Source organism: Curtobacterium sp. MCPF17_050 (genome assembly GCF_003224435.2).
GTDB lineage: Bacteria > Actinomycetota > Actinomycetes > Actinomycetales > Microbacteriaceae > Curtobacterium.
In genome coordinates this window covers 1,619,340-1,642,076 of sequence record NZ_CP126250.1, presented here as the reverse complement: position 1 = coordinate 1,642,076, position 22,737 = coordinate 1,619,340, and the positions used below count along the sequence as shown (strand labels likewise).

21 protein-coding genes and 6 tRNA genes are annotated in these 22,737 nt (G+C 72.1%); 15 read left to right on the top strand and 12 right to left on the bottom strand.

Features of this window, described 5'->3' with window-relative positions; all coding sequences use genetic code 11:
* Positions 1 to 11: 11 nt before the first annotated feature.
* On the bottom strand, positions 12 to 1,112 hold the full coding sequence (locus DEJ34_RS07820) for a glycosyltransferase family 9 protein (protein WP_110824912.1): 1,101 nt from the start codon (positions 1,110 to 1,112) through the stop codon (positions 12 to 14).
* A 216-nt stretch (positions 1,113 to 1,328) separates the two neighbouring features.
* Here DEJ34_RS07820 and DEJ34_RS07815 point away from each other — a divergent pair, with 216 nt between their 5' ends.
* The 6 genes from DEJ34_RS07815 (at position 1,329) to DEJ34_RS07790 (ending at position 7,106) form a co-directional block, all read left to right on the top strand.
* Positions 1,329 to 2,837 (top strand): aldehyde dehydrogenase family protein, encoded by a 1,509-nt coding sequence (locus DEJ34_RS07815; RefSeq protein WP_110911308.1) that lies wholly within the window; start codon positions 1,329 to 1,331, stop codon positions 2,835 to 2,837.
* A complete protein-coding gene (gene rfaE2 / locus DEJ34_RS07810; protein ID WP_110900260.1) occupies positions 2,834 to 4,420 on the top strand; it encodes a D-glycero-beta-D-manno-heptose 1-phosphate adenylyltransferase in 1,587 nt (528 codons plus the stop codon). The genes DEJ34_RS07815 and rfaE2 overlap by 4 nt, the downstream gene beginning before the upstream one ends.
* A 53-nt stretch (positions 4,421 to 4,473) precedes the next feature.
* Positions 4,474 to 5,334, top strand: coding sequence for a glycosyltransferase family 2 protein (locus DEJ34_RS07805; RefSeq protein WP_258365890.1), 861 nt, complete (start codon positions 4,474 to 4,476; stop codon positions 5,332 to 5,334).
* 115 nt (positions 5,335 to 5,449) lie between these two features.
* Complete coding sequence (locus DEJ34_RS07800) at positions 5,450 to 6,043, top strand: molybdopterin-dependent oxidoreductase (RefSeq protein ID WP_110911307.1); 594 nt, start codon at positions 5,450 to 5,452, stop codon at positions 6,041 to 6,043.
* The gene (locus DEJ34_RS07795; protein ID WP_258368314.1) at positions 6,040 to 6,855 is read left to right on the top strand and encodes a ferredoxin reductase; all 816 of its coding nucleotides are present in this window, start codon (positions 6,040 to 6,042) and stop codon (positions 6,853 to 6,855) included. The genes DEJ34_RS07800 and DEJ34_RS07795 overlap by 4 nt, the downstream gene beginning before the upstream one ends.
* Entirely contained in the window at positions 6,855 to 7,106 is a 252-nt protein-coding gene (locus DEJ34_RS07790; protein WP_110824908.1) for a DUF6510 family protein, read from the top strand. Before DEJ34_RS07795 ends, DEJ34_RS07790 begins: the two co-directional genes overlap by 1 nt.
* A gap of 46 nt (positions 7,107 to 7,152) precedes the next feature.
* Here the strand turns inward: DEJ34_RS07790 and DEJ34_RS07785 are convergent.
* A tRNA-Gly gene (locus DEJ34_RS07785) sits at positions 7,153 to 7,224 on the bottom strand.
* A 123-nt stretch (positions 7,225 to 7,347) separates the two neighbouring features.
* On the opposite strand from DEJ34_RS07785, the gene DEJ34_RS07780 reads away from it, so the two are divergent.
* Positions 7,348 to 8,730 carry a serine hydrolase domain-containing protein gene (locus tag DEJ34_RS07780; protein ID WP_110911306.1) on the top strand — a complete coding sequence of 461 codons (1,383 nt, stop codon included), beginning with the start codon at positions 7,348 to 7,350 and terminating at the stop codon, positions 8,728 to 8,730.
* A gap of 12 nt (positions 8,731 to 8,742) precedes the next feature.
* Here DEJ34_RS07780 and DEJ34_RS07775 read toward each other — a convergent pair whose 3' ends face one another.
* The gene (locus DEJ34_RS07775) at positions 8,743 to 10,695 is read right to left on the bottom strand and encodes a glycoside hydrolase family 18 protein (protein ID WP_110911305.1); all 1,953 of its coding nucleotides are present in this window, start codon (positions 10,693 to 10,695) and stop codon (positions 8,743 to 8,745) included.
* A 121-nt stretch (positions 10,696 to 10,816) separates the two neighbouring features.
* Positions 10,817 to 12,013 (bottom strand): glycosyltransferase, encoded by a 1,197-nt coding sequence (locus tag DEJ34_RS07770; protein WP_110911304.1) that lies wholly within the window; start codon positions 12,011 to 12,013, stop codon positions 10,817 to 10,819.
* Positions 12,014 to 12,075: 62 nt separating this feature from the next.
* Between DEJ34_RS07770 and DEJ34_RS07765 the strand changes: the two genes are divergently transcribed.
* The 3 genes from DEJ34_RS07765 (at position 12,076) to DEJ34_RS07755 (ending at position 15,964) form a co-directional block, all read left to right on the top strand.
* A complete protein-coding gene (locus DEJ34_RS07765; RefSeq protein ID WP_110911303.1) occupies positions 12,076 to 12,972 on the top strand; it encodes a UbiA family prenyltransferase in 897 nt (298 codons plus the stop codon).
* Positions 12,969 to 14,402: a phytoene desaturase family protein gene (locus tag DEJ34_RS07760; RefSeq protein WP_110911302.1), complete on the top strand. Its 1,434-nt coding sequence runs from the start codon at positions 12,969 to 12,971 to the stop codon at positions 14,400 to 14,402. Before DEJ34_RS07765 ends, DEJ34_RS07760 begins: the two co-directional genes overlap by 4 nt.
* 437 nt (positions 14,403 to 14,839) lie before the next feature.
* Entirely contained in the window at positions 14,840 to 15,964 is a 1,125-nt protein-coding gene (locus DEJ34_RS07755) for an LLM class flavin-dependent oxidoreductase (RefSeq protein ID WP_110911315.1), read from the top strand.
* Between the two features lie 36 nt (positions 15,965 to 16,000).
* Here the strand turns inward: DEJ34_RS07755 and DEJ34_RS07750 are convergent, their stop codons facing one another.
* Positions 16,001 to 16,216, bottom strand: a complete 216-nt coding sequence (locus tag DEJ34_RS07750; RefSeq protein ID WP_110900106.1) for a hypothetical protein — start codon at positions 16,214 to 16,216, stop codon at positions 16,001 to 16,003.
* Between the two features lie 170 nt (positions 16,217 to 16,386).
* Here DEJ34_RS07750 and DEJ34_RS07745 point away from each other — a divergent pair, with 170 nt between their 5' ends.
* The 4 genes from DEJ34_RS07745 (at position 16,387) to DEJ34_RS07730 (ending at position 19,840) form a co-directional block, all read left to right on the top strand.
* Positions 16,387 to 17,133 (top strand): hypothetical protein, encoded by a 747-nt coding sequence (locus DEJ34_RS07745; protein WP_110900105.1) that lies wholly within the window; start codon positions 16,387 to 16,389, stop codon positions 17,131 to 17,133.
* A 43-nt stretch (positions 17,134 to 17,176) separates the two neighbouring features.
* A complete protein-coding gene (locus DEJ34_RS07740; RefSeq protein WP_146236915.1) occupies positions 17,177 to 18,088 on the top strand; it encodes a hypothetical protein in 912 nt (303 codons plus the stop codon).
* A gap of 517 nt (positions 18,089 to 18,605) precedes the next feature.
* Positions 18,606 to 19,136 (top strand): hypothetical protein, encoded by a 531-nt coding sequence (locus tag DEJ34_RS07735; protein ID WP_110911300.1) that lies wholly within the window; start codon positions 18,606 to 18,608, stop codon positions 19,134 to 19,136.
* Positions 19,137 to 19,420: 284 nt separating this feature from the next.
* Positions 19,421 to 19,840 (top strand): hypothetical protein, encoded by a 420-nt coding sequence (locus DEJ34_RS07730; protein ID WP_146236914.1) that lies wholly within the window; start codon positions 19,421 to 19,423, stop codon positions 19,838 to 19,840.
* A 195-nt stretch (positions 19,841 to 20,035) separates the two neighbouring features.
* Here DEJ34_RS07730 and DEJ34_RS07725 read toward each other — a convergent pair whose 3' ends face one another.
* The 7 genes from DEJ34_RS07725 to DEJ34_RS07695 all read right to left on the bottom strand — a co-directional run bounded on the left by DEJ34_RS07725 (position 20,036) and on the right by DEJ34_RS07695 (position 22,305).
* A complete protein-coding gene (locus DEJ34_RS07725) occupies positions 20,036 to 20,449 on the bottom strand; it encodes a hypothetical protein (RefSeq protein ID WP_146236913.1) in 414 nt (137 codons plus the stop codon).
* Between the two features lie 360 nt (positions 20,450 to 20,809).
* Positions 20,810 to 20,884: transfer RNA gene (locus tag DEJ34_RS07720), tRNA-Val, on the bottom strand.
* Between the two features lie 50 nt (positions 20,885 to 20,934).
* A complete protein-coding gene (locus DEJ34_RS07715; RefSeq protein ID WP_146236912.1) occupies positions 20,935 to 21,429 on the bottom strand; it encodes a hypothetical protein in 495 nt (164 codons plus the stop codon).
* Positions 21,426 to 21,746 carry a hypothetical protein gene (locus tag DEJ34_RS07710; RefSeq protein ID WP_146236911.1) on the bottom strand — a complete coding sequence of 107 codons (321 nt, stop codon included), beginning with the start codon at positions 21,744 to 21,746 and terminating at the stop codon, positions 21,426 to 21,428. The genes DEJ34_RS07715 and DEJ34_RS07710 overlap by 4 nt, the downstream gene beginning before the upstream one ends.
* A 229-nt stretch (positions 21,747 to 21,975) precedes the next feature.
* Positions 21,976 to 22,050: transfer RNA gene (locus tag DEJ34_RS07705), tRNA-Val, on the bottom strand.
* A gap of 23 nt (positions 22,051 to 22,073) precedes the next feature.
* A tRNA-Cys gene (locus DEJ34_RS07700) sits at positions 22,074 to 22,147 on the bottom strand.
* Positions 22,148 to 22,233: 86 nt separating this feature from the next.
* Positions 22,234 to 22,305, bottom strand: a tRNA-Gly gene (locus DEJ34_RS07695).
* A gap of 248 nt (positions 22,306 to 22,553) precedes the next feature.
* Here DEJ34_RS07695 and DEJ34_RS07690 point away from each other — a divergent pair.
* Positions 22,554 to 22,626, top strand: a tRNA-Val gene (locus DEJ34_RS07690).
* The last annotated feature ends 111 nt before the right edge of the window (positions 22,627 to 22,737 follow it).

Sequence of the window (22,737 nt, the reverse complement as noted above, 5' to 3'; positions counted from 1 at the left end):
GGCGCGACCGCTCAGGTGGTGGCCAGCAGGTCCTCGACGTCGGCCAGCACACGGTCCGGCGTGACCTCGTCGACGAAGGACGGGTCGTGCTCGCAGCGCTCGGCGCTCCACCCCACCTGGGTGACGTCGACGTCGCACACCGGGCAGCGGGTGACGAAGCTCATGAGCACGCGGTGCCGGCCGCGGTCGAGCGGACCGGCGTTGATGACGTTGCCGAACCAGAAGACGCCCACGGTCGGCGTGCCGACGGCGACCGCGAGGTGCCGGGGGCCCGAGTCGTCGCCGACCATGACGTCGGCCGCGGCGAGCACGGCGGGGAGTTCCCGCAGGGGCAGCGCGGCGGTCAGGTCGTGCAGCCGTGCGGCGACCTCCGGCCCGACCGCCTCGGACACGGACGCCCGGATGCTCGTCGCGGCCGGTCGGTCGGAGTCGTCGCCCACGAGCACGACGTCGTCGCCTGCCTCGAGCCGGGCGATCGCCACCGCGGCGAAGCGCTCGGGGCTCCACCGGCGGCGCGGGTCGGTCGCGCCCGGGTGCATCGCGACCAGGCGGCCCCGTACCCCGAGTCGGTCCCGGACCGCGGCGCGCTCGTCGGCACCGACGACGATCCTCGGGTCCAGAGTGACGGGTTCGGCACCGGCCAGCCCGACGACCTCGAGCGCGCGCAGCACCTCGTGCTGGTAGTAGACGTAGCGCACCCAGCGCTCGGTCGGGGTGGCGTCCTCGGTGGCGGTGCCGACCGAGTGCGCGGCGCCGAGGCGGAGCAGGAACGGGTTCGAGTTGCGCCCGCCGCCGTGCAGTTGGACGGCGAGGTCGAACCGGCCGGTGAGCCGGGCGAAGAAGTCCTCGAGGTCCGGTGCCCCGTCACCGCCGTCACGCACACCGGGCGAGACGGGCAGTTCCTCGACGGCGTGCACGGCGTCCGTGCGCCCCGGCAGGAGCGCCGCCGCCATCGGGGTCCCGAGCAGCGTCAGGCGGGCCTCCGGGTACGCGGCCGCGAGGGCCTCGATCGCGGGCATCGCGAACATCAGGTCGCCGAGTCCCCCACCGCGGAGCACCGCGATCTCGCGGACCCCCTCGAACCGTTCGCCGCCACGTCCGATCTGCACCACGCCCGTCGTCCTCCTCGTGTCCGACGCGGCGGGTCGTCCGACCGCATCCCTTCGTTCCTACCCGGCCGCGGTCGGGCCGGTGTGCAGCAGCCCTGCGGCGCCGCTCCGCGCTGCGTCCCGTGGACACACCCACGCATCCCCCGGGCGTGTCCAGCGGAGAAGGAGGAGCGTGGAGGGGCCGGTGCCACGAGGCCGGACCACCACGAGAGGACGCACATGACGCTCGACGCCACCACCACCACCGCCCCGTCGACGGACGACCCGTCCGCGGACACGATCACGGTGCTCGACCCCGTGACCGGCGAGGTGGCCTCGGAGACCCGCCGGAGCACGGCGGACGAGGTGCGCGACGCGGTCGCGCGTGCGCGGGCGGCGGCGACGGGATGGGCCCGGACCGCTCCCGGTGAGCGCGGCGCGGTCCTCCGCGCCGCGGCCGAGCGGCTCCGCGGGCACGCCGACGAACTCGCCGCGATGAACACCCGCGAGACCGGCAAGGTGCCGGGCGACGCCCTCGGCGGCGTCGAGGCCGGCATCGACACGCTCATCCAGTACGCCGAGCTCGGCCCGCTGCACCGGGGCGAGGCGCTCCGCGGGAACCACGGCGCCGCCGACTTCGCCGTCCCGCACCCGCGCGGCGTCGTGCTCGCGCTGACGCCGTGGAACGACCCCGTCGCCGTCGCGTGCGGGATCCTCGGTGCGGCGATCGTCGCCGGCAACACGGTCGTGCACAAGGGCAGCGAGCGGAGCCCGGGCACGATCGCGCTCCTGAACCGCCTGCTCGCCGCCGAGCTCCCCGAGGGCGTGCTCGTGGGCGTCGACGGCGACGCGACGACCGGTGAGCAGCTCCTCGCCGAGGACGGCATCGCGGTGTACGCGCACGTCGGCTCGACGGCGACGGGCGACCGCCTGACCGAGGCCGCGCTCCGCACCCGCGCGCACGTGATCCGCGAGAACGGCGGCAACGACGCCGCGGTCGTGGACGCCGACGTCGACCCGGTGTGGGCGGCGGACCAGGTCGCCCTCGGTGCCTTCGCGAACACCGGACAGATCTGCACGAGCGTGGAGCGCGTCTACGTGCACCGCGACATCGCCGATGACTTCACCGCCGCCCTGGTGCGCGCTGCGGAGCGGAAGACCGCCTCGGCCGCCGCCGACTTCGGCCCCCTCGTCGACGAGCGCCTGCGCACGACCGTCCAGGAGCACGTCGACCAGGCCGTCGATGCCGGCGCCCGGGTGCTGACGGGCGGCTCGGTGCCGGAGGGCGCCGGCACGTTCTACCCCGCGACCGTCCTCACCGACTGCACCGACGACATGCTCGTGCTCACCGAGGAGACCTTCGGTCCGATCGCCCCGCTCCGCGTCGTGGTCGACATGGCCGAGGGGCTCCGCCTGGCCGCCGAGGACCGGTACGGCCTGGCCGCGACCGTCCTGACCGGCGACACCGCGACCGCGCTCCGTGCCGCCGCGGAGCTGCCCGTCGGCACCGTGAAGATCAACGCCGTGTTCGGCGGCGCACCGGGTGGCAGCGCCGAGCCCCGCGGCGCCTCGGGCTCCGGCTTCGGCTACGGCCCGCACCTGCTCGACGAGATGACGACCACCACGGTCGTGCACCTCGAGGCAGCCCCGCGTCGGACGAGCGCCCCCACCGGCACCACCGACGCCGTCGACCCGGCCACCGCGGGCAGCCACGACACCGACACCGCCACCGCCGAGGACGTCCGATGAGCGCCGACGTCCGTTCGGTCCGTCGCGTCGTCGACGCGGTCGCGGCGCAGGAGCCCGTCGTCGTGGTGGTCGGGGACGTCATCCTCGACCGCTGGACGGTCGGTGCCGCCGAACGGGTGTCGCGCGAGGCCCCCGCGCCCGTCGTCCGGGTCACCGAGACCATCGCCGTCCCGGGAGGCGCGGCGAACACCGCGGTCAACGCCCGCGCCCTGGGTGCGCGCGTCCGCATGGTCGCCCTGATCGGCGACGACGAGACCGGGCGGGTCCTGCGTGACCGGCTCGAGGCCGCCGGGGTGGACACGCGCTGGCTCGTCGCGGTCCCGGGTGCGACGACCACCTGCAAGGACCGCATCGTCGGGGGTGACCGTGTCGTCGTCCGGGTCGACGACCTGGCCGGACCGCCGAGTGCGGCGGACACGGCCCTCCTCGCCGAGGCGACGGCGGCAGCCGTGCGCGGCACCGCGTCCGGGGACGCCCCCGGGACGGCGACCGACGCCCGTGCGGACACGGTCGTCGTCTGCGACTACGACCTCGGCGTCGACGCCACCGCCATCGTGCCGGTCCTCGGACAGGACCGCCCCACGACCGTCGTCGTGGACGCCCACGACCTCAGCCGCTGGCAGACCCTCCGTCCGGACCTCGTCACGCCGAACGCCGGCGAGGCCGCCGCGCTGCTCGGCCGCGACCTCGGGCAGGGCGCCGACCGGGCCACGACCGTGGTCGCCGCACGCGACGAGGTCCTCGCCGTCACCGGCGCGCGCAACGCGGTCGTCACGCTCGACCGCAACGGGACGGTGCTGCTCGAGGCCGCCGGCGCGGACAGCACGCTGTCGGACGTGCACCGCACGCGTGCCACGCCGGCGTCCGAGCAGCAGGCGTCCGGCGCCGGCGACACGTTCTGCGCCGCGGCCTCGGTCGCCCTCGCCGTCGGGACCCCGGTCCGCGAGGCCGTCTCCTTCGCCCAGGCGGCTGCCGACGTCGTGGTGCGCGAGGCCGGGACCTCGGTCTGCACGGCCGATGCGCTCGTGGCCTCGGTGTCCGCACCGGCCGAGACCGTCGTCGACCACGACGAGCTCGCCGCCGCCGTCGAGGAGGCCCGTCGCGCCGGGCGCCGCATCGTGTTCACGAACGGCTGCTTCGACGTCGTCCACCGCGGGCACACCACGTACCTCCGCCAGGCGAGCGAGCTCGGCGACCTGCTCGTCGTCGCACTGAACGACGACGACTCGGTCCGTCGACTGAAGGGTCCGGAGCGGCCGATCAACACCGCCGAGGACCGCGCCGGCGTCCTCGCCGCGCTGGCCTGCGTCGACCTGGTGACGGTGTTCGCGACCGACACCCCGATCCCGCTCATCGAGCGCATCCGGCCGGACGTCTACGTCAAGGGCGGCGACTACTCCCCCGAGATGCTCAGCGAGACCGAGGTCGTGCGGGCCCACGGCGGCGAGGTCGTCATGGTCGACTACGTCGCCGAGCACTCGACGAGCGCCGTCGTCCGTCGCATCCGCGAGACCGCCGCCGGCACCGGCGCCGGCACCGGCGCGCCGACGGGAGACCCGACCGCCGTGTCCGGGGACGCATGACGCGCGGGGCACGGTGGTCCGGCGAGTGGGGTCGCCCGACCGAGGACCCGGCGGTGGAGAGCACCCCGGTCGACGTCGACGTCCTCGTCCCGACCGTCGGGCGTACGGCGGAGCTCGCCGCCACCCTCGCCGGCCTGGCGGCCCAGACCGACGTCGCCTTCCGTCTCGTGCTCAGCGACCAGTCCGCGACGGGTGACGCCGCCGCGCAGCCGGCGATCGCCGCCATGGTCCGCGTCCTGGAGGCCCAGGGTCGGCCCGTCACGCTGCTCACCCACCCGGAGCGGCGCGGACTCGCCGAGCACCGGCACTTCCTGCTCGCGCACGCCACCGCGGACGCCGTCCTGTTCCTCGACGACGACGTCTGGCTGGAACCCGGGTCCGTGCACCGGATGCTCGACGCCCTGCGATCGCTCGGCACCGGCTTCGTCGGGAGCGCGGTCCAAGGGCTGTCGTACCTCGAGGACCGCCGTCCGCACGAGACGGCACCATTCGCGCTGTGGGACGGCCCGGTCGTCCCCGAGGTGGTGCGCCGCGGCACGCCCGGGTTCGACCGCTGGTCCCTGCACAACGCCGCGAACCTGGTCCACGTCGCGGCCGAGCTCGACGTCGAGCCGGGCGGCTGGTTGCCGTACCGCGTCGCGTGGGTCGGCGCCTGTGCGATGTACGACCGGGCCGCGCTCGAGGCGGTCGGCGGCTTCGGGTTCTGGGAGACCCTGCCGATCGGACACGCGGGCGAGGACGTGGTCGTCCAGTGGCGGGTGATGGAGCGCTTCGGCGGCGCCGGCATCGTGCCGTCCGGGGCCGTGCACCTCGAGGCCCCGACCACGGTGACGGACCGCTCCGTCGACGCGCCGGACGTGGTCTTCGCGCACGAAGCGCACCAGCAGCACGCGGATCAGCACCCGGGCACCTGACCGATCGGACACGCCACACCCAGCGCCGCGCGGCTGCTGACAAGCGGTCGGCCGTGCGGCAGGATCGACGCAGCGGCGGGACGACGCCGGCGACGACCATGGGAACGAGGACGCGATGGCCACCTTCACACGCGGGTTCGGCGGACGCCGCCGGGACGCCGACGACAGCCGCATCCCGCCCGGGCAGACGCTGGTGCAGGACTGGCCGGTGCTCTCCGCCGGCGCCACACCCGAGATCGAGCCCTCCGAGTGGACCTTCTCGATCCGCACCGAGTCCGGCCTGCACACCTGGACGTGGGACGAGGTCCGGGCGCTCGGGCTCGAGGACGTCACGGTCGACATCCACTGCGTCACGCACTGGACGAAGCTCGGCATGGCCTGGCGCGGGGTCCCCCTCGATAAGCTCTTCGCGGACATCGAGACCTCGCTCGACTTCTGCATGGTGCACAGCTTCGGCGGCTACACGACGAACGTCCCCCTCGACGAACTCCTCGAGGGTCAGGCGTGGATCGCGTTCGAGGCCGACGGCGAGCCCCTCAGCCCGGAGCACGGCGGTCCGGCCCGGCTGCTCGTGCCGCACCTGTACTTCTGGAAGAGCGCGAAGTGGGTGCGGGGCATCACGATGCACGCCGAGGACGAGCCCGGCTTCTGGGAGAACGCCGGCTACAACATGCACGGCGACCCGTGGAAGGAAGAGCGGTACTGGTGACCCTGTCCAGCACCGACGGCGCCCCCGGTCTGGAGGCACGCACCGGTCCCGTCACGCCGGGCCGTCCGCTCCGCCGTCCGGGGTGGCACCCGGCGACCGTCGCCGCGGTCTCCCCCGAGACCCCGAACGCCCGACGGCTGGTGCTCGACGTGCCGTCATGGCCCGGCAACGACCCCGGGCAGCACCTCGACCTGCGGCTGACGGCCGAGGACGGCTACCAGGCCACGCGGTCCTACTCCATCGCGTCCTCCGGGGACGGCACGCGCGTGACGCTCGCCGTGGACCGGGTCGAGGACGGCGAGGTGTCCCCGTTCCTCGTCGACGCCGTCGAGGTCGGTGACGCGCTCGAGGTGCACGGTCCCCTCGGCGGCTGGTTCGTCTGGCGTCCGGGCGCCGACCCGGCGTCCCGCCCGGTGCAGCTCATCGCCGGCGGGTCCGGCGTCGTGCCGCTCCTGCCGATGGTCGCCGCGCACGCCGACGCCGAGGACCCGACGCCCTTCCGGCTGCTCTACGCCGTCCGCACCCCGGAGGACGTCTTCTTCCGCGCGGAGCTCGACGCAGCCCTGCGCACCGCAGACCGCGCGCCCTTCGACCTCGACGTCGTGTACAGCCGACGCGCTCCCGAGGGGTCGACGGCCCCGGTCGGACGACTCACGCGCGACCGGCTCGCGGCCGCCGTCCTGCCGGCGGACGCCGACGCACAGGTCTACGTCTGCGGATCGACGCCGTTCGTCGAACAGGTCCTGCGCTGGCTCGGGGAACTCGGACACGACACCACCGGGGTGCGTGCGGAACGGTTCGGAGGCTCCTGATGACGATCGTCGACGGCAACGCCCTGGCCGGGGACCTCGGCGAGGTGCTCGGGGTCGATGCCACCTCGGCCCGGCTCCGCTGCTCGGGCTGCGACACGACCGGCCGCCTGGCGGTGACCCGGGTGTACCGGACCGCGATGGGCAGCGTCGCCCGCTGCCGCGGCTGCGACACGGTGCTCGTGACGGTGGTCGACGCAGGGGCGCAGCACTGGGTCGCCCTCCCCGGCGCGCGAGCCGTCGCGAACGACTGAACCCCCCGGCCGACCGGCCGAGGGGTTCAGGTGTCCTGCTGTTCCGAGCGGATGACGAGATTCGAACTCGCGACCCTCACCTTGGCAAGGTGATGCGCTACCACTGCGCCACATCCGCACGCTGCCCACCGGGGTGGCCAACGTCGACAACTGTACCCGACCGGCGCGGTGATCCGGGCCTCCCGTCCGCGTGTCGGGCGTGCCGGACCTCGGAACGGCCGGTCGGGCTAGGGTCGGACGGGTGACGACGACGTTCCGACGCAGTTCCCCGTCCGCACTCGGCATCGACGCCGCGGGCATCGACCAGCTCGTCTCCGCGCTCGAGGCCGCGCCCGGCGTGGAGCCGCACAGCCTGATGGTCCTGCGGCACGGCGAGGTCGCCGCCGGAGGGTGGTGGGCCCCCTTCGCGGTGGACCGGGTGCACCTGCTGTACTCGCTCAGCAAGAGCTTCACCGCGGCCGCCGTCGGGATCGCCGTCCGCGCCGGACTGGTCGACCTCGACGCGCCCGTCGTCGGTCACTTCCCGGAGCTCGACGCCGAGGTCACCGACGAACGGACCCGGCGGATGCGCGTGCGGCACCTGCTCGCGATGGCGAGCGGCCACCGGAGCGAGACGATCGACCGCGCCGAGGCGATCGACCCGACGAACACCGTCCGTGGGTTCCTGCTCCTGCCGCCCGACGAGGAACCCGGCAGCGTCTTCGCCTACAACCAGCCGTGCACGTACACGCTCGCCGAGATCGTCCGGCGGGCCAGTGGGACGTCCCTGCTCGAGTACCTGCGGCCGCGGCTCTTCGCCCCCCTCGGCATCGACGACTTCTCGTGGCGCCGCGACGACACCGGCGCGGAACTCGGTTACAGCGGCGGCTACACGACGACGGACGCGATCGCCGCACTCGGTCAGCTGTACCTGCAGCGCGGCGTGTGGGACGGCGAACGCATCCTCGACGAGGACTGGGTCGAGCAGGCCACGAGCGTGCAGGTGGTGAACCCGGACGAGGCGGACCCGGACTGGTCGCAGGGGTACGGCTTCCAGTTCTGGATGGCCCGGCACGGCTTCCGCGGTGACGGTGCCTACGGCCAGTTCTGCGTCGTGCTCCCCGAGTTGGACGTGGTCGTCGCGATGACCGGTCAGAGCACCGACATGCAGGCCGTCCTGGACGCGGTGTGGGAGCACCTTCTGCCCGCGGTCGACCGCGCGGGTGCAGTGGACTCGGACGACCGCCTGCGCGCCCGACTCGCCGGGCTCGCGCTGCCGCCGCTCGTCGGCGAGCCGCTCGGCACCCTGCCCGCCACCCCGCCGTCCTCGCCGGCACCGGTGGACGGCGACTCCGGACTGGAGGCCGTGCACCTGTCCCAGGACCCGTCCGGCCACTGGGTGCTCACCCTGGTCGACCCGTCGGGCGAGGTGACGGCTCCTGTCGGCGACGGCGAGTGGCTGGTCGCGGGTGCGACCGCCACGAGCGGGGCACGCTCCGGGGACGTCGTGTCGGTGGACGTGCGGTTCGTCGAGACACCGCACCTGCTGCACGTCCGCGTCGACCTGGCCGACGGGGCCGTCACGGCTGCGTGGGAGACACAGCCGTTGCACGACGGCGTCGCGACGCTGCGTCGGCCGGACTGACCGGCTCCCCGACTAGCTCGTCGCCCCGCGGACGAAGGCACGGGCGAAGGTCCACGGTGCGTCGGTCACGCCCGAGCACATGTACGTGGGGATCGACGGGGTGCACGGCTGGTCGCGCGTGACCTCCCACCAGGCGAGCACCTCGATCCCGTGCGCGACGGACCAGCGGGCGAGGTCCTCGGCGTCCGTCCGTGTGAACACCTCCCCGGTGTCGTTGGCGCCGATCATCGGGGTGATGCCGATCGCCGACAGCCGCTCCTGGGCCGTCCACCCGGCATACCTGGGCACCGAGGCGAGCTGCGCGGCGGTCGACGTCGCAGCGTCCTGCGCCGCCGTCGCCATGCGCTGCGGACCGGTGCCGTAGTCCATCGCCATGACGTTCACCGCCGCGATCCGGACGCCCGCAGCCGACAGCTCGGCGACCGCGGCGAGGCCCTCGCGGGTGAGTCCGGTCGGCATCACGGGGAGGGTCAGCGACACCTCGAGACTGCGGCCCTTCGCCGCCTGGGCCCGGACGACACCGGCGACCGCCACGGCGCGACGCTCGTTCGCAGCCGTGTCGGACAGCGCAGCGCCCTCGATGTCCAGGTCGATGCGGTCGACGCCGAACCGGTCGACCACCTGCTGGTAGGCCGCCTGCAGCTCCGCCGGGTCCGTGCACCGCAGCGCGAGCTCCTCGTTGACCGCGCCGCCGAACGACACGACCACCCGACCGCCGGTCTGCTGGAACGCGGCGATGTTCCCCGCGAAGTCCTGCGGGCCGCCGATCCGGTAGGCATCGAAGCCGGCCCATGCGGGCGTGCAGGGGCTGCCGCCGTTGTCCGAGACGATGAAGGCGAGCGTGAACGCGCGGACGCCGGTCGCGGCCGCGGAGCTCCGGAGATCGGCGGTCGGCCAGAGGCCCATGTCGACGTACGGTGCGACCAGCGTGTCACCGACGTGCGGCGCGGGGAGCGGCACCGGAGCCGGCGCGGCCGGGGTCGGGACCGGGAGCTGCGTCGGGGACGGTGCCGGTGCGGTCGGTGTCGGTGTCGGGGTCGGCGCGGACCCGGGCCCTGCCGTCGGGTCGGACTCGCTCTCGACCGTGCAGGCGACGTCCCGGCCCGCGGGGAGTCCCACGATGCTGCAGCCCGTCGGCACCCGGCCCCCGCCGGGGGTCGAGATCGAGGTCAACCCGAAGGACGTCGCGGCGCTCGGGTCGAGGCCCCTGGCCCAGGCCGGAGCGGTCGCGGTGAAGCCGTCGCTCGTGGTCGTCGCGGTGGCGTCCCAGATCTCGGCGACGCGCGCGGCGTACACGAACCGCACCTGCCAGGGGTCGAGGCGGACGGACGACCGGTTCGTGACGGTCACCGAGGACTGGAAGCCGGACGACCACGCGTTGACGGTGCGCCAGCCGACGACGACGGAGCCGTCCTTGTCCGCGACGGGCGGTCCCGCGGTCGGCGTCGGAGTCGTCGAGGGTGTCGGGACCGGTGCCGCCGTCGGCACCGGGGTCGGGCCTCCCGTGCCGGGTGTCGCGGGACCGCCGTTCACCGAGCAGGGCACCGACGCCCCGACGACGGTGCACGCCGTGGGGACGCGCTTCGCACCGGACACCTTGCGCGAGTCGACCCGGAACGTCGCCCGACCACCCGCGGCGAGGTCGACGCGTCGGGTGGGACCGGCGACGGTGAACGACCGGCTCGTGCTCGCGACCTTGCGGGCGTCGCGGATCACCACGGCCTTCGACTCGTACGACAGCAGGACACGCCACCCGCGCAGCTTCACGGAGCCGCCGTTCGCGACCGTGACCGCGGAGCGGAAGCCGGTGCGCCAGCTCGACGTGTTCTCCCACGTGACGTCGACCCGGGCGGCGGTGCCGGCGGCAGCCGCCGTCACGCCGGGCACGGCGACGACCGCCGTGCTCACCACCGCGAGGAGGAGCGCTGCGGGCAGCACCTTCCGGATCCCTGAGCGCAGACGCATCGCGGTCGCCTTCCGTCGGAGCGTGTCGGTCCCCCTGCGGGCCGACGTCCTCACCCGGGGGTATCGGCGGCTCGTCGCGGCTCGTCAGTGTCGGGGACGGTCCTCCACCGGAACCGGGGTGTCAGAGCGACTCGAGCACGTCGAGCGCCCGCTGCACCCCGTGCTCCCGCCGCATGATCCGGCCCACGTCGGTCGCGCGTACCCGGCGGGACGAGGCGTCGCGCATCGCCGGCACGAGGGTGCTCGCGGACAGGCGGCGCAGTGGGATCGGAGCGGCGGCCATCCCCTGTCGATGCAGCTGGGCAGCCCAGAACGGCTGGTCGGCGGTGACGGGGACGACGACGGCGGGGACGCCAGCTCGGGCGACGGCGTGTGAGGTGCCCGCTCCGCCGTGGTGCACGGCGAGCGACGCGCCCGGCAGCACGGCGTCGAACGGTGCCGACCGCACCGCCAGCACATCCGGGCCGTGGCACTCGGGAGGCAGCGCCAGTCCACCCCACCCGGTGACGAGCAGCACCCGCAGCCCGTGGGCGCGGGCCGCCGAGACGACCGCACCTCCCCGAGCAGCCGCATCCCCCCTCGCCATCGAGCCGAACGAGGCGACGACGTAGGGACGGCCCGTCAGGAAGGCGCTGACGACGCGGTCCGGGCTCGCGGTCCCGGCCTCGTCGTACCAGGCCCCCGTCTGGTGCACCCGTTCCGGCCAGTCGTCGGGCCGCGGCAGCAACTCCGGGCTCACGGCCATGAGCGTCGCGCGTGACGGCGACCGTCGGGCGGGACGACGACCGTCCGGCAGCTCGGCAGCGGCGCGCGCCACGTCGGCGTCGAAGAACCGTGCGACGGTGCGCGGTACGGCGTAGGTGGACCGGTTGTGAGCGCCGAGGTCGCGCGTGGCCGTCGGGCCACCTGCGGCGGGGAAGCGCTCACTCGGGGTGGCCACCGGCGCGAACTCCACCAGCACGCGGGGCACGGCGAGCGAGTCCGCCACCATCGGCGCGCTGAGGACGAGCGGGTGGTGCACCACCACGTCGGGGCCGAACGCGACCGTCTCCCGCACCGCGGCCGCGAACATCCGACGCATCGCGGGCCGCACCTCCGCACGCAGGTGGTGCGCGAGAGCCCACGGCGTGCGACCAGCCGGGCGGAGCACCCGCTGCACGTCCAGACCGAGGGCCACGGTCTCCACGCCCTCGGGCGCGGGCGCGTCGTCGGGCAGGGCGAGCCGGACCTCGTGACCGCGGGACGTGGCGAGTCGCGCCAGGGCTGCGAACGGCTCCACGTCGCCCCGGGTGCCGGCGGTCAGCAGCATCATGCGCATCCACCCAGTCTGGCCGGGACGCCGCTGACCGAGGTCGAGGCGGGCCGGGTACGCTCGGTCGCGTGACTGACGGCAGTGAGCGGGTGTCGCGCACAGCACCGTCGGAGATCGGCGTGGCCGTGCGCCGACTGGTCCACATCTCGCGCCCGGTGCTCTGGATCAACACCATCGGCTCCGGGCTCGTCGCCGTGTGGCTCACCGGCGCGCTGTTCGACGTGCGGGCACTGCCGGTCATCCTGTGGCTCACCCTGCCGTTCAACCTGCTCATCTACGGCGTCAACGACATCTACGACCAGGACACGGACGCGGCCAACCCCCGCAAGGGCTCCATCGAGGGTGCCAGGATCCGACAGTCCGAGGTGCGGCTCATCGCTTGGGCGGTCGCGGTCGTCAACGTCCCGTTCCTCGTCGGCTTCCTCCTGACGCTGCCGCTCCTCGCGAACGCGGCGATCCTGCTCTACGTCGGCGTGTTCGTCTTCTACTCGGCGCCGCCGCTGCGCTTCAAGGCGCGGCCGTTCCTCGACTCGCTGAGCAACGCCGCCTACGCACTGCCACTGGTCATCGTGCCCGCGGCCCTCGCGGTGACGCCGGTCTGGCCCGCGGCCATCGGTCTGATGGCCTGGAGCGTGGCGAAGCACGCCTTCGATGCGGTCCAGGACATCGTCGAGGACCGTGACGCGGGCATCGCCACCACCGCAGTGCGGCTCGGTGCGCGCGCGACGGCTCTCTGGAGCGGGGCCTGGTGGATCGTCTCGACGGCGCTGTTCGCCGTGGTGAGCCTGCCGGTGGCCGCCGTCAACCTCCTGATCGCCGGCATCCTCGTGGTGCGCCTGTTCCGGGACCCGACACCGGAGACCGGGCACCGCCTCTACCGTCTGTCGGTCGCCTTCCCGTACATCGCCGGGTCGTTCGCCGGCGTACTGCTCATGGTCTGGATCGTGCTGGGAGGTGCCTCGTGAGCCGCATCGTCGTCGTCGGCGGCGGGATCGGCGGCCTCACCGCCGCCGCGCTGCTCGCGCACGCCGGCCACCGCGTCACCCTGCTCGAGGCCTCCACCGAGCTCGGCGGCAAGAGCCGACGCATCCAGCTGGGCGAGGACCGCATCGACACCGGACCGTCGTTGATGACGTTCCCGGCGGTGTGGGACGAGCTGCTGCGACGGCTCGGCGACGGCGGGCCCGCCGCCGACCGCGCCCGCGACGACGGGCACCTCGACCTGGTGCGGATGCCGGAGGTGGGCCGCTACTTCTACAACGACGACGAGACCTCCCTGCCGGTGGCCCCCGGTCACCCCTGGTACGCCGCCTGGCGACGGTTCTCCGACCTGCACGCACCCCTCGCGGACGACGTGACCGGGTTGCTGCTCGCCGACCCCCTCGACCGAGCCGCCCTCCCCGCTCTCCGGAGACTGTTGGCCGTCTACGGCTCCCGCCTCACCACGCGCGCGTACCTCGACGGCCTCGCCTGGCTGCCCGACGGGCTGCGCGAGGTGATCGCGATCCACACCCTCAACGCCGGCGTGTCGCCCGCACGCACGCCCGCCCTCTACGCGAGCATGCCGGCGATCATGGCGGAGACCGGGGCATGGGTGCCGCGCGGTGGCGTCTACGAGATCGTGCTCGCGCTGGGTCGGCTGGCCGAGACGGCCGGGGTCGACGTCCACACCGGCGAGGCCGTCACCCGCATCGAGCGTGGATCGGTCACCACCGATGTGGGTCGCCACCCCGCCGACCTCGTCGTCAGCGCCCTGGACGCCGATCGGCTCACCACGCTGATGGGTCCGTCGCGGGTCCCCACGCTCCCCCGTCTGCGCCCCCGCGCCCTCTCCTGCTCGGCCATCGCCCTGTACGGCGTGCTGCGGGAGGAACTGCCGGCGGACCTCGCCACGCACAGCGTCGTGCTGCCGACGAAGCCCGCCGCGCTCCACCGCAGCCTCGAGGCGGGTGACGAGCCAGCGGACACCATGGTGTTCGTCAACCAGTACCGCGCAGGCGAGGTCTACCCGAACCCGCGCAGCACCGTCGGCATCCTGCTCACCGCCCCCGCCGACGGCGGTCACTACACGGCCGAGCACCCGTTCGTGCGGCGCGAGGTCGATCGCGTCTCACGCGCGATGGGGCTCGACCGGCCGATCACCGACCTCATCGACGAGCAGACGGTGCTCGATCCGCAGTACTACGGCGGCGGCGGCGAACCCCACGGCGCGCTCTACGGCGCGGCGCGTCCGCCGTGGCTCAGCGGGCCGTTCCACCGTCCCTCGTACAACGACCCCTGGCGGCGGTGGCTGTGGCGGGTCGGCGCGTCGGTGCACCCCGGCGGCGGTGTCCCCGCCGTGGTGGGCGGCGCGATGATCGCCGTGAACCGGCTGCTGAAGTCGACCCCGGCCTGACACGAGGGCGTCAGACGGGCCCGACGGCTCCACGCCGACGACCGCCTGCGTGATCGCGAGCGGCATGCGCGGTCCGAGGTACCGCTTCGCCGTCGCGACGCTCGGGTGCACGCCGTCGCCCTTCCCGGTGCCGGCGACCCAGCCGTTGTCGATGCGGCGCACGGACGAGAACGGGTCCACTCATCCCCGTCCACGACCAGGCGTTCGACGCCTGTGTGACGCTGTCGTCGGCGAACGTGTACGACACCGGAGCGGCGGCACGGGCGGCTGCGGGCGTGGCGTCGGGTGCGGTCCCGTTCGGCAGGACCGCCACCGTCGCGACCGTGGCGCTGACGAGGACGGCGGAGAGGAGCCCGAGGAGACGGGGCGGAACCGATCGGGGCACGGTGGAGAACCCAGCGGATGCCGCGATGGCACCCGTCTGGGACGATCAGAGCATGCCCACTGACGGACGACCCCTCGCACGCCTCGGCTTCCTGACCATCGGGACCTTCGACCCGGCCCGCCCCGCTGCCGGTCACGAGGACACGCTCCGCGTCATCGAACGCGCCGAGGCGCTCGGCCTCGACAGCGCGTGGCTCCGGCACCGGCACCTGCAGCACGGCGTCTCCTCCCCCGTCGCGGTGATGGCGGCCGCGTCGCAGCGCACCAGCCGCATCGCGCTCGGGACGGCCGTCACCCCGATCGGCGCGGAGAACCCGTTCCGTCTCGCCGAGGACCTCGCCACCGTGGACGTGCTCCTCGGCGGACGACTCACCCCGGGCTTCTCCGTCGGGACCCCGATGAACTTCGACCTCTACCGCGAGGCGATCTACCCGGACACCGCCGAGCACGAGGACCTCGGCAACGCCCGGCTCCTGCGCTTCCGGGACCTCGTGCGCGGTGACGCGGTCGTCCCCGTCGCCGAGCGGCGCGGGTTCGAGGAGTTCGCCACCGGAGTCCAGCCGCACAGTCCGGGGCTCGTCGACCGGCTCTGGTACGGCACGGGCAGCACGGCGTCCGCGGTCTGGGCGGCCCGCAACGGGTTCCACCTGCTCACCTCGAGCGTCACGCGGAGCGAGATCGGGACCGACTTCGCCGCGAACCAGCGCGCCCAGGTCGACGCCTACCTCGACGCACACCCCGACCCGAGCACCGCGCGCGTCTCCCAGGGCCTCGTGGTGATCCCGACGGACACGGCCACCCGGGAGCAGGAGGCGCGGTACCGGGCCTACGCCGAACGCCGCGCCGGCCGTGTCGGTGTCCCGACGGGTCCGGCGGGACTGTTGTTCGCCGCGGACCTCGTCGGCTCGTCGGTCGAGATCGCGGACCGGCTGCGCGCCGACGCGGGGTACCAGGTCGCCACCGAGGTCGCGTTCGCACTGCCGTTCTCGTTCGAACCCGACGAGTACGCGCAGATCGTCTCGGACATCGCCGAGCGACTCGGGCCGGAACTCGGGTGGGCGCCGCACGACAGCGGTCTGGCGGCACCAAGACGTCGAGCACCACGAGTCGAGGGGCTCATCGCGCAACGGCGACCGCACAGCAAGGCCGCTGACGGGAGCGCAGCCACAGACCGCTGAACGAGCGCGACGCCCTACGAGGAGGACGGTGCCACCTCAGGGCAGTGGCCTGGTGAACGCGGCGACGAGGAGCAGCGTCACGCCGACGAGGAGGAAGGGCACCCCGCCGAACGCCAGGAAGGCCGCGCCGAACGGGAAACTGCCACCGACCGCCGCCGAGATCACGAGGATGGCCCAGCCCGTGCCGGAGATGATTCCACCGATGGCGGCGAAGACGGCACCGGTGATGGTGATGGGGCGTCGAGCGGTCATGTACGCAGGGTATGCGGTGGAGGAGCGGTACCGTCGGCGGGTCCGATGCGGCGAGCGGGCCGGAAGCGAACCCCGAGCTCTGCTTGACTGGGCAGCATCGGGCGCGATTCCGGACGTCGTGCCGGTTCTGCCGCCCGACGAGCACGCCACGAAGCACAGGGGGACCACCGATGGCCACACTCACCGCCCGGGAACGAGACCGCCGCGCCAACCGGTACCTCCTCGGGACCATCGCCGTCGTCGCAGTCATCACCTCGGCCGTCCTGCACCGGCCGGTGCTGAGCAGCGATCCAGTGGCGTTCTGGTTGCCGACGGCGGCCGGGCTCGCGTACGGATCCGGGTTGTGGTTCCTCGGCGAGCGGCAAGACTCCAAGTGGCTGTCGAACCTGACCTGGGCCGGATGGCTCGTCGTCTTCTGGGTCCTGCTCTGGACGAAGGTCGTCTCCGGCCCGGCGTGGTTCCTGGCCGTCATTGCCGGCGGCCTCGCGGTGACGGCTGCGTTCCCCCGGAAGACCAAGCCGTCGAAGGTGGACAAGGTGCCGCTGGCGGCAGCGAAGCCGTGGTCAGGGTCCGATGTCACCGCAGAGCCCACCACCCACACGTTCGGACGCCGCACCGTGCCCGCAGTCACCATCACCACCCGGGACGGCGCCACCCGCTTCCGTGTCTCCGAACTCGCGGGTTTCTTCGACAAGGAGACGGACACGGTGGAGTCCATCCCGGGAGAGCGGCTGACGTTCCTCACCCGGGTCGGCGTCGCAGCGCCCGATTCCGTCATCGGCGAGGCGACAGCTGGTCTGCCAGATGACACCCTCGTGCTCATCGACGAGAAGGACGATTCCCGCCCGGCCGCAGTGATCGTCGACGAGGACGCCGTGACGTTCGAACACTGGGTCCGCACGCTGCCGGAGGACTGACCGATGGCGCTCGGCGGTCGGTGCGCTTCGGTACGGTCGACTCGTGACGGGGGAAGCAACGAGTGTGGTGCGTGGTGAGCGCCCGGTGACGGTCCGCGGGAGCATGATCACGCCGATCGCGTGGACGGCCCTCTCTGCAGGCGTGTTCGCGACGGGGCTCTGGCTGGCGTGGAGCCGCGACGTGTTCGGGGCAGCTGTGTTCACCCGTGTGTGGACGAGCGGGATGCTGCTCCTCGTCGGCACGTTGGCGCTCGTGTCGTCTGTCAGCGCGCTGTTCGCCGGGGTGCGGGTGTTCCCGGACCGGCTCGAGGTGACCCGTGGGATCTTCCGCACGCAGGTGATCAGGCCCGGTGAGCTCGTCCACTTCCGCGCCTCGGGGAAGGGCAACACCGTCATCAGTGGTGTGACCGCTCGCGGGCGCGGGTTCACGACGGACCGGTACCACCGTCACCACGACGTGCTCGTCGGATGGTTGGAACAGAACGCGGCCGAGCCGTGGGCGGAGTTCTCCGACTTCTTCAGCAAGCTCACCGTCCAGACACGACCTCGGCCGGTCTACCGCCTGTTCACGATGGTGCTCATCGTCGGCTTCTTCATCGTCTCGCTGCTGATGTTCCCCGGCTTGTGGGTCGCTGTCGCCTACGACGACGCACACAAACAGCAGGTGACGTGCACCATCACCGCGGCTGAAGCCGTGACGGTGTCGAACCGCTCGACGAGAGGCATCGGCTCGTCCCACCCGGCTGTCGCAATCGACACGTCCGAATGCGGTCCGCTGACACTGTCCCGCGGCGTCGACTCCGAGAATCAGGACGCCGTCGCCCGCACGCTGAACCGGACGGAGGGCCCGCACGTCTTCACGGTCGGCGGCGGCTCGTTCTGGTTCCGAACGCACACCCCGTGGCTCCGCTTCGTGCCGGCACCGACGATCTACAGCGTCGACGGGGTCGGCTGAGTCCGAGTCGATGACCATCGGAACGGCACCTCGGGTGCGAGTGCGAACGCGGCGTTGATGCCGTACTCGTCCGTCCTGACGATCCCACTGGTGTCGCTCGCGTTCCATCGGCCGCTGTTCCTCTGTGCGCGGAGCCGACGCCTCGAGCTCCCCCGTGGCACAGGTGGAGAGCCCCGGACCGGGTCCCGCTGTACGCGCTCAGCGGGCCGGTGCAGGCCCACTTCGACGACCACCAGGTTCGCCGTGTTCGCGCACCATCCACCGCGGAGGTCCACCGCACCGCTGTTGCCGCCTGGGACCGACTGTTCCGCCGTCGGCGGTCCTGGTGCGCCGCGACGAAGCGGAACCGGACACGTACGCGTTGGGGAACGCGCACGTCGTCCGTCAGCCGGGAACATGGGTGGAGGCCCTCCTCCCCGGAGTCGAGTACGTCGGACCAGTCGGCCACTGACCGTTCGGGCGCATCGGCACGAGTAGCCGTGTTGTCCGGTACCGTCGTCGGCTGGAGGGGGAAACGATGAGCGACGACATCAACACGTGGGGTGGCACAGCGACGAAGACGGCGGCGAAGCCGTTGTTCGTCGCACGGCGTCCGCGGTGGCAGGTCCTGATGTGGCACGTCATGGGGTGGGGACTCATCGCCACCGGTGTCATCGGTGGGCTCTCCGACGTCCTGTCCGGGAAGCCCGACGGGTGGACGAGCTTGGGGTTCTTCCTGTTCTTCTTCGGTGGTGGTGGGCTGTTGTGCCTGCTGCTGGCAGCAGCGCTCGACGGCTCCCGGGTTCATGGGTACGACCAGCACCTGGATGTGCGTGTCGGCCTCGGGAAGTTCCGTCGTGTCGACGCGGACGACATCGCCGTCCTCCGATTCGGTTCGCAGTCCAACGGAGGGCCGACGTTCTACAGCCTCACCGGCTGGAACGAACGGCGGAAGAAGCTGTTCATGGTCTTCACCGGGTACCGCGGGTACCAGGAGTTCACCGCGTGGCTCGCTGAACGCCGGCCCGAGCAGTGGGCCGACTGCGAATCCCTCGGGTTTCCCCGGTAGCAGCCCCGCCCGTCATGCGGCGCCCGGCACAGGGCCCGCATGAGCCGAGACAGCACGACGCCGACGGTCACCGTCTGCGAGCTCCGCCGAGCACAGTTCCAGGAGCTCCCGCTTGTGGTGCGACTCGGGGAGTGAGCCGTCCACGTTCCGTCTCGGTACTCACCGACGGGACCGCGTCGAGGAACGCCTCCCCACGATCTCGCTACGTGACAGCGGTCCTCGCAAGGCCAGCCGCCGACCCCGGCAACACGTAGGCTCACCTGCGAAACGGGCAAGGGGACGCGATGCGGAACAGGTGGGTGGTCGCGACAGCGGTCGCCGCGGCGACACTGCTGACGGCGACGGGCTGCTCGTCATCGTTCTTCGAGCCGATGGCGGACCCTGTCGGGTCCTGGACGATGACGACAGCGGACTGGGACAGCACCATCGACCTGCGAAGCGATCACACCTTCACCGCGGAAGGCGTCCCGCAGAGCGTCGCCTGCACGTACGATCTGCCTGCCAGCAACCCTGACGAGTGTCAGGGCAGCTATCCGGTGGCCTTCTCCGGCACGTGGAAGCTCGTCGAGAACAACCCGATCGAGATCTTCTTCTTCGACGGGGACACCCTCGTCATGAGTGGCGTCCGCAGCGGGAAGACGCTCGGCTTCTGGGTCGGCGACCGGGAGCGCCCCGAACCGACGTACGAGTACGTCCACGACTGAAACCGCGACACGCCGAACCGGCCGCTCACTCGTCGGGGTGGGCGCCGGTTCGTCCTTCAGCTGGCGAACGCTCCTGCCACAGGCTGCACTTCGGAGCCACGGCGTGGACGGGACGCCTGCCCCTCGGACAAGAGCGCTACCCGCTGCGCACACCGGTGCTCGGCAGATGGGTCCATCACAAGTTCCGACAAGCGGTCACTTCCCGGGGAAGTCGCGGCACACAGAAGCGGCGCGGATGATCATGTTGACTTTCATGTCAGGGTCGTCGCCGAAGTAGCTGACGTAGAACGTCGGCCCGGTGCGGCCGCCGTCGTCGGTGACCTGCGTCCACCAGCTCTGACCGCGGTCGTCGCCGCGACGTGCGATCTCGTACTTCGCCCACACCCGATCAGCGTTCTCGAGCACTTCCCGCGGGGTGACCTTCGAGGTGCTGGTGAGGTTCGCTTCCTGCCGTTCGCCGACGTCAGCGGTGGTGAAACCGGCGATGTCGCGGTTGGAGCAGACGGAGTACCCGGTGAGCGCACCGAACGGCTCCGGCCGGGACGCACCCTCGTCGTAGTGGTCCTTCCACTGCGACAACCCGCCGTTCGCTTCCATGAAGGCGTTCACGGCTGCGATGGTGCGGTCGTCCTGCTGCACCGCTTCACTTCGCGAGGCGACGTACGCCGGTCGCCCTGGCAGGCGCGGAAGGCGAGAGCGATGATGACGAAGATGACCGCCATGAGGATGAGTCGCCCGATGGTGCGGCAGCGCCGTGCAGCGCGCCCCTCGACAGTGTTCTCCGACACGGTGTCTCCCCCTCGACCGAGCATGCCAGAGGCCGGCAGCTGGCGGAACGCCACAACCGCGGTCCGCAAATCGGGTCATCCGAATTCGTCCGGGTCGGTCGGCATCCACCTCGCGGTGGTGCAGATGGCGACCGGCACAGCGCGAGCCGCGCCGACAAGTGAGGACGTTCGACTTTCGTCCTGGTGGGCGATACTGGGACCGAACCAGTGACCTCTTCCGTGTCAGGAAAGCGCGCTACCGCTGCGCCGATCGCCCAGATGAGTTCCGCCGGAGCGGAGTCGACGTGGGCACGGCGTAACCGTCCGTCACTCTCCGTTGCCCTGCATCTCAGCGGCGTCCCCGTCGAAGCACACCGACACCCCGGTGATGCTGTACCGCTTCGGATTGGCGAGGAACGAGACCGAGTAGACCTCGTCGCTGGTGCCGTCGACCCCGAGGAGGGGTTGCTCTCCACCGCTCTCGTACCGCTCGGTCGTGATCCCCTCCCGCTTCCAGTGGTCCTCCATCTTGGCGCTGTCCGACGCCGGTTCGCCGGTGTCGAGCCGGTCGACTACGTACGTGTAGGCCGCACCGCGGCCACCGCCTGTCTTCGAGCAGACTCCGACGGCGGGACCGCTCCTGACCTTCCAGTCCCCGCCGAGAGCGGCCGCCGACTTGTCGACAACGTCCACGATGGTCCGCTTCGCATCGTCCGCGGTCGTGGCAGGACCTCCTTGTGTGCATCCCGCGAGTACCGTCACCGCGAGCACCGCGACGACGAAGCCCATCGTCCGTCGTGCTCGTACTCCCACTTCGATCATCTGTCGAACCACTCTCCGAACGGGAAGAGGACCATCCGCTCGTACGGCGTGAGGCCCTTCGGGACGCAGGGGGCCATTCTGTCCTGCTGGCCCGTCGTCGCGAGGGCGACATCCTGGACAGACTCGATGCCACCATCGAGGTACCCCGAGTCTCCGGCGTGCACGCGGTGGGACGCGACGCGCTCGAGTTCTCCGGTCCCGTCAGCTCCGAAGGTGGTCGCCCCGAAGCTCGGCTCAGTCGGGTCCTGCTGGTGGGAATCACTCGATCCACGACCGAACCCGGCGAGAGGATTTCCCTGCCCGAGCTCCTGGAGCAAGACGTTCCGAACTCCCATCCATGCAACGACGGCGTGGCTGTCCTCCGGACCCGGCGACGGACGTTTGCTCGTCGAGCAGGTTCTGTCCCGCGGTGGCCCAGTCCGCCATCGCTGGCTGTACGGGGCGACTCGGGCCGGATCCACGAAGTGCCAGAAACGTAGCGAGGACCGAGCAGACGCCGGCTGCTGAGAACGACGAAAGCCCCCGGTCTCCCGGGGGCTTTCGTTCTGGTGGGCGATACTGGGATCGAACCAGTGACCTCTTCCGTGTCAGGGAAGCGCGCTACCGCTGCGCCAATCGCCCAGATGAGTTCCGCCGGAGCGGACTGGAGGTGGGGACGGGATTCGAACCCGCGTGGACGGCTTTGCAGGCCGCTGCCTCGCCTCTCGGCCACCCCACCATCAAGGTCCACGTCTGGCGTAGTACCCGATCGGTGGGATACCTCTTCTGGAGAGTTGCTGTCTTCCGGAGAAGACAGGCACCTCGAGCGGATGACGAGATTCGAACTCGCGACCCTCACCTTGGCAAGGTGATGCGCTACCACTGCGCCACATCCGCATGGTCTGACCTGAGTCACACCGGTGTTGTCCGACCCGCTCTCGCGGCGACTCGTAAACTGTACCCAGATCACGCTGTTTCTCCAAAACCGGTTCCGTCCACCGGGCGTGTCCCCCGGAGCGGTGCGGATCGGCGGGGTCTCCACGGGCCTCCCGGCCGGTCTGGCCGTGAGCGACGCGCGCGACCGGCGACGCGTGTTCGGAGCACGGCCCGACATCCGCTACTATCGATCCGCACGCAAGTGCAGGGGGCGATTGGCGCAGTTGGTAGCGCGCTTCGTTCACACCGAAGAGGTCATCAGTTCGAGTCTGGTATCGCCCACGTGCCCGTCCAGGGCCGGAAGAACACCCCGAAGAGCCCGACGCAACCGCGTCGGGCTCTTCGTATCCCACGACCTCTTCGCATCCCGCGACCCGTCCGACCACCAGGGGC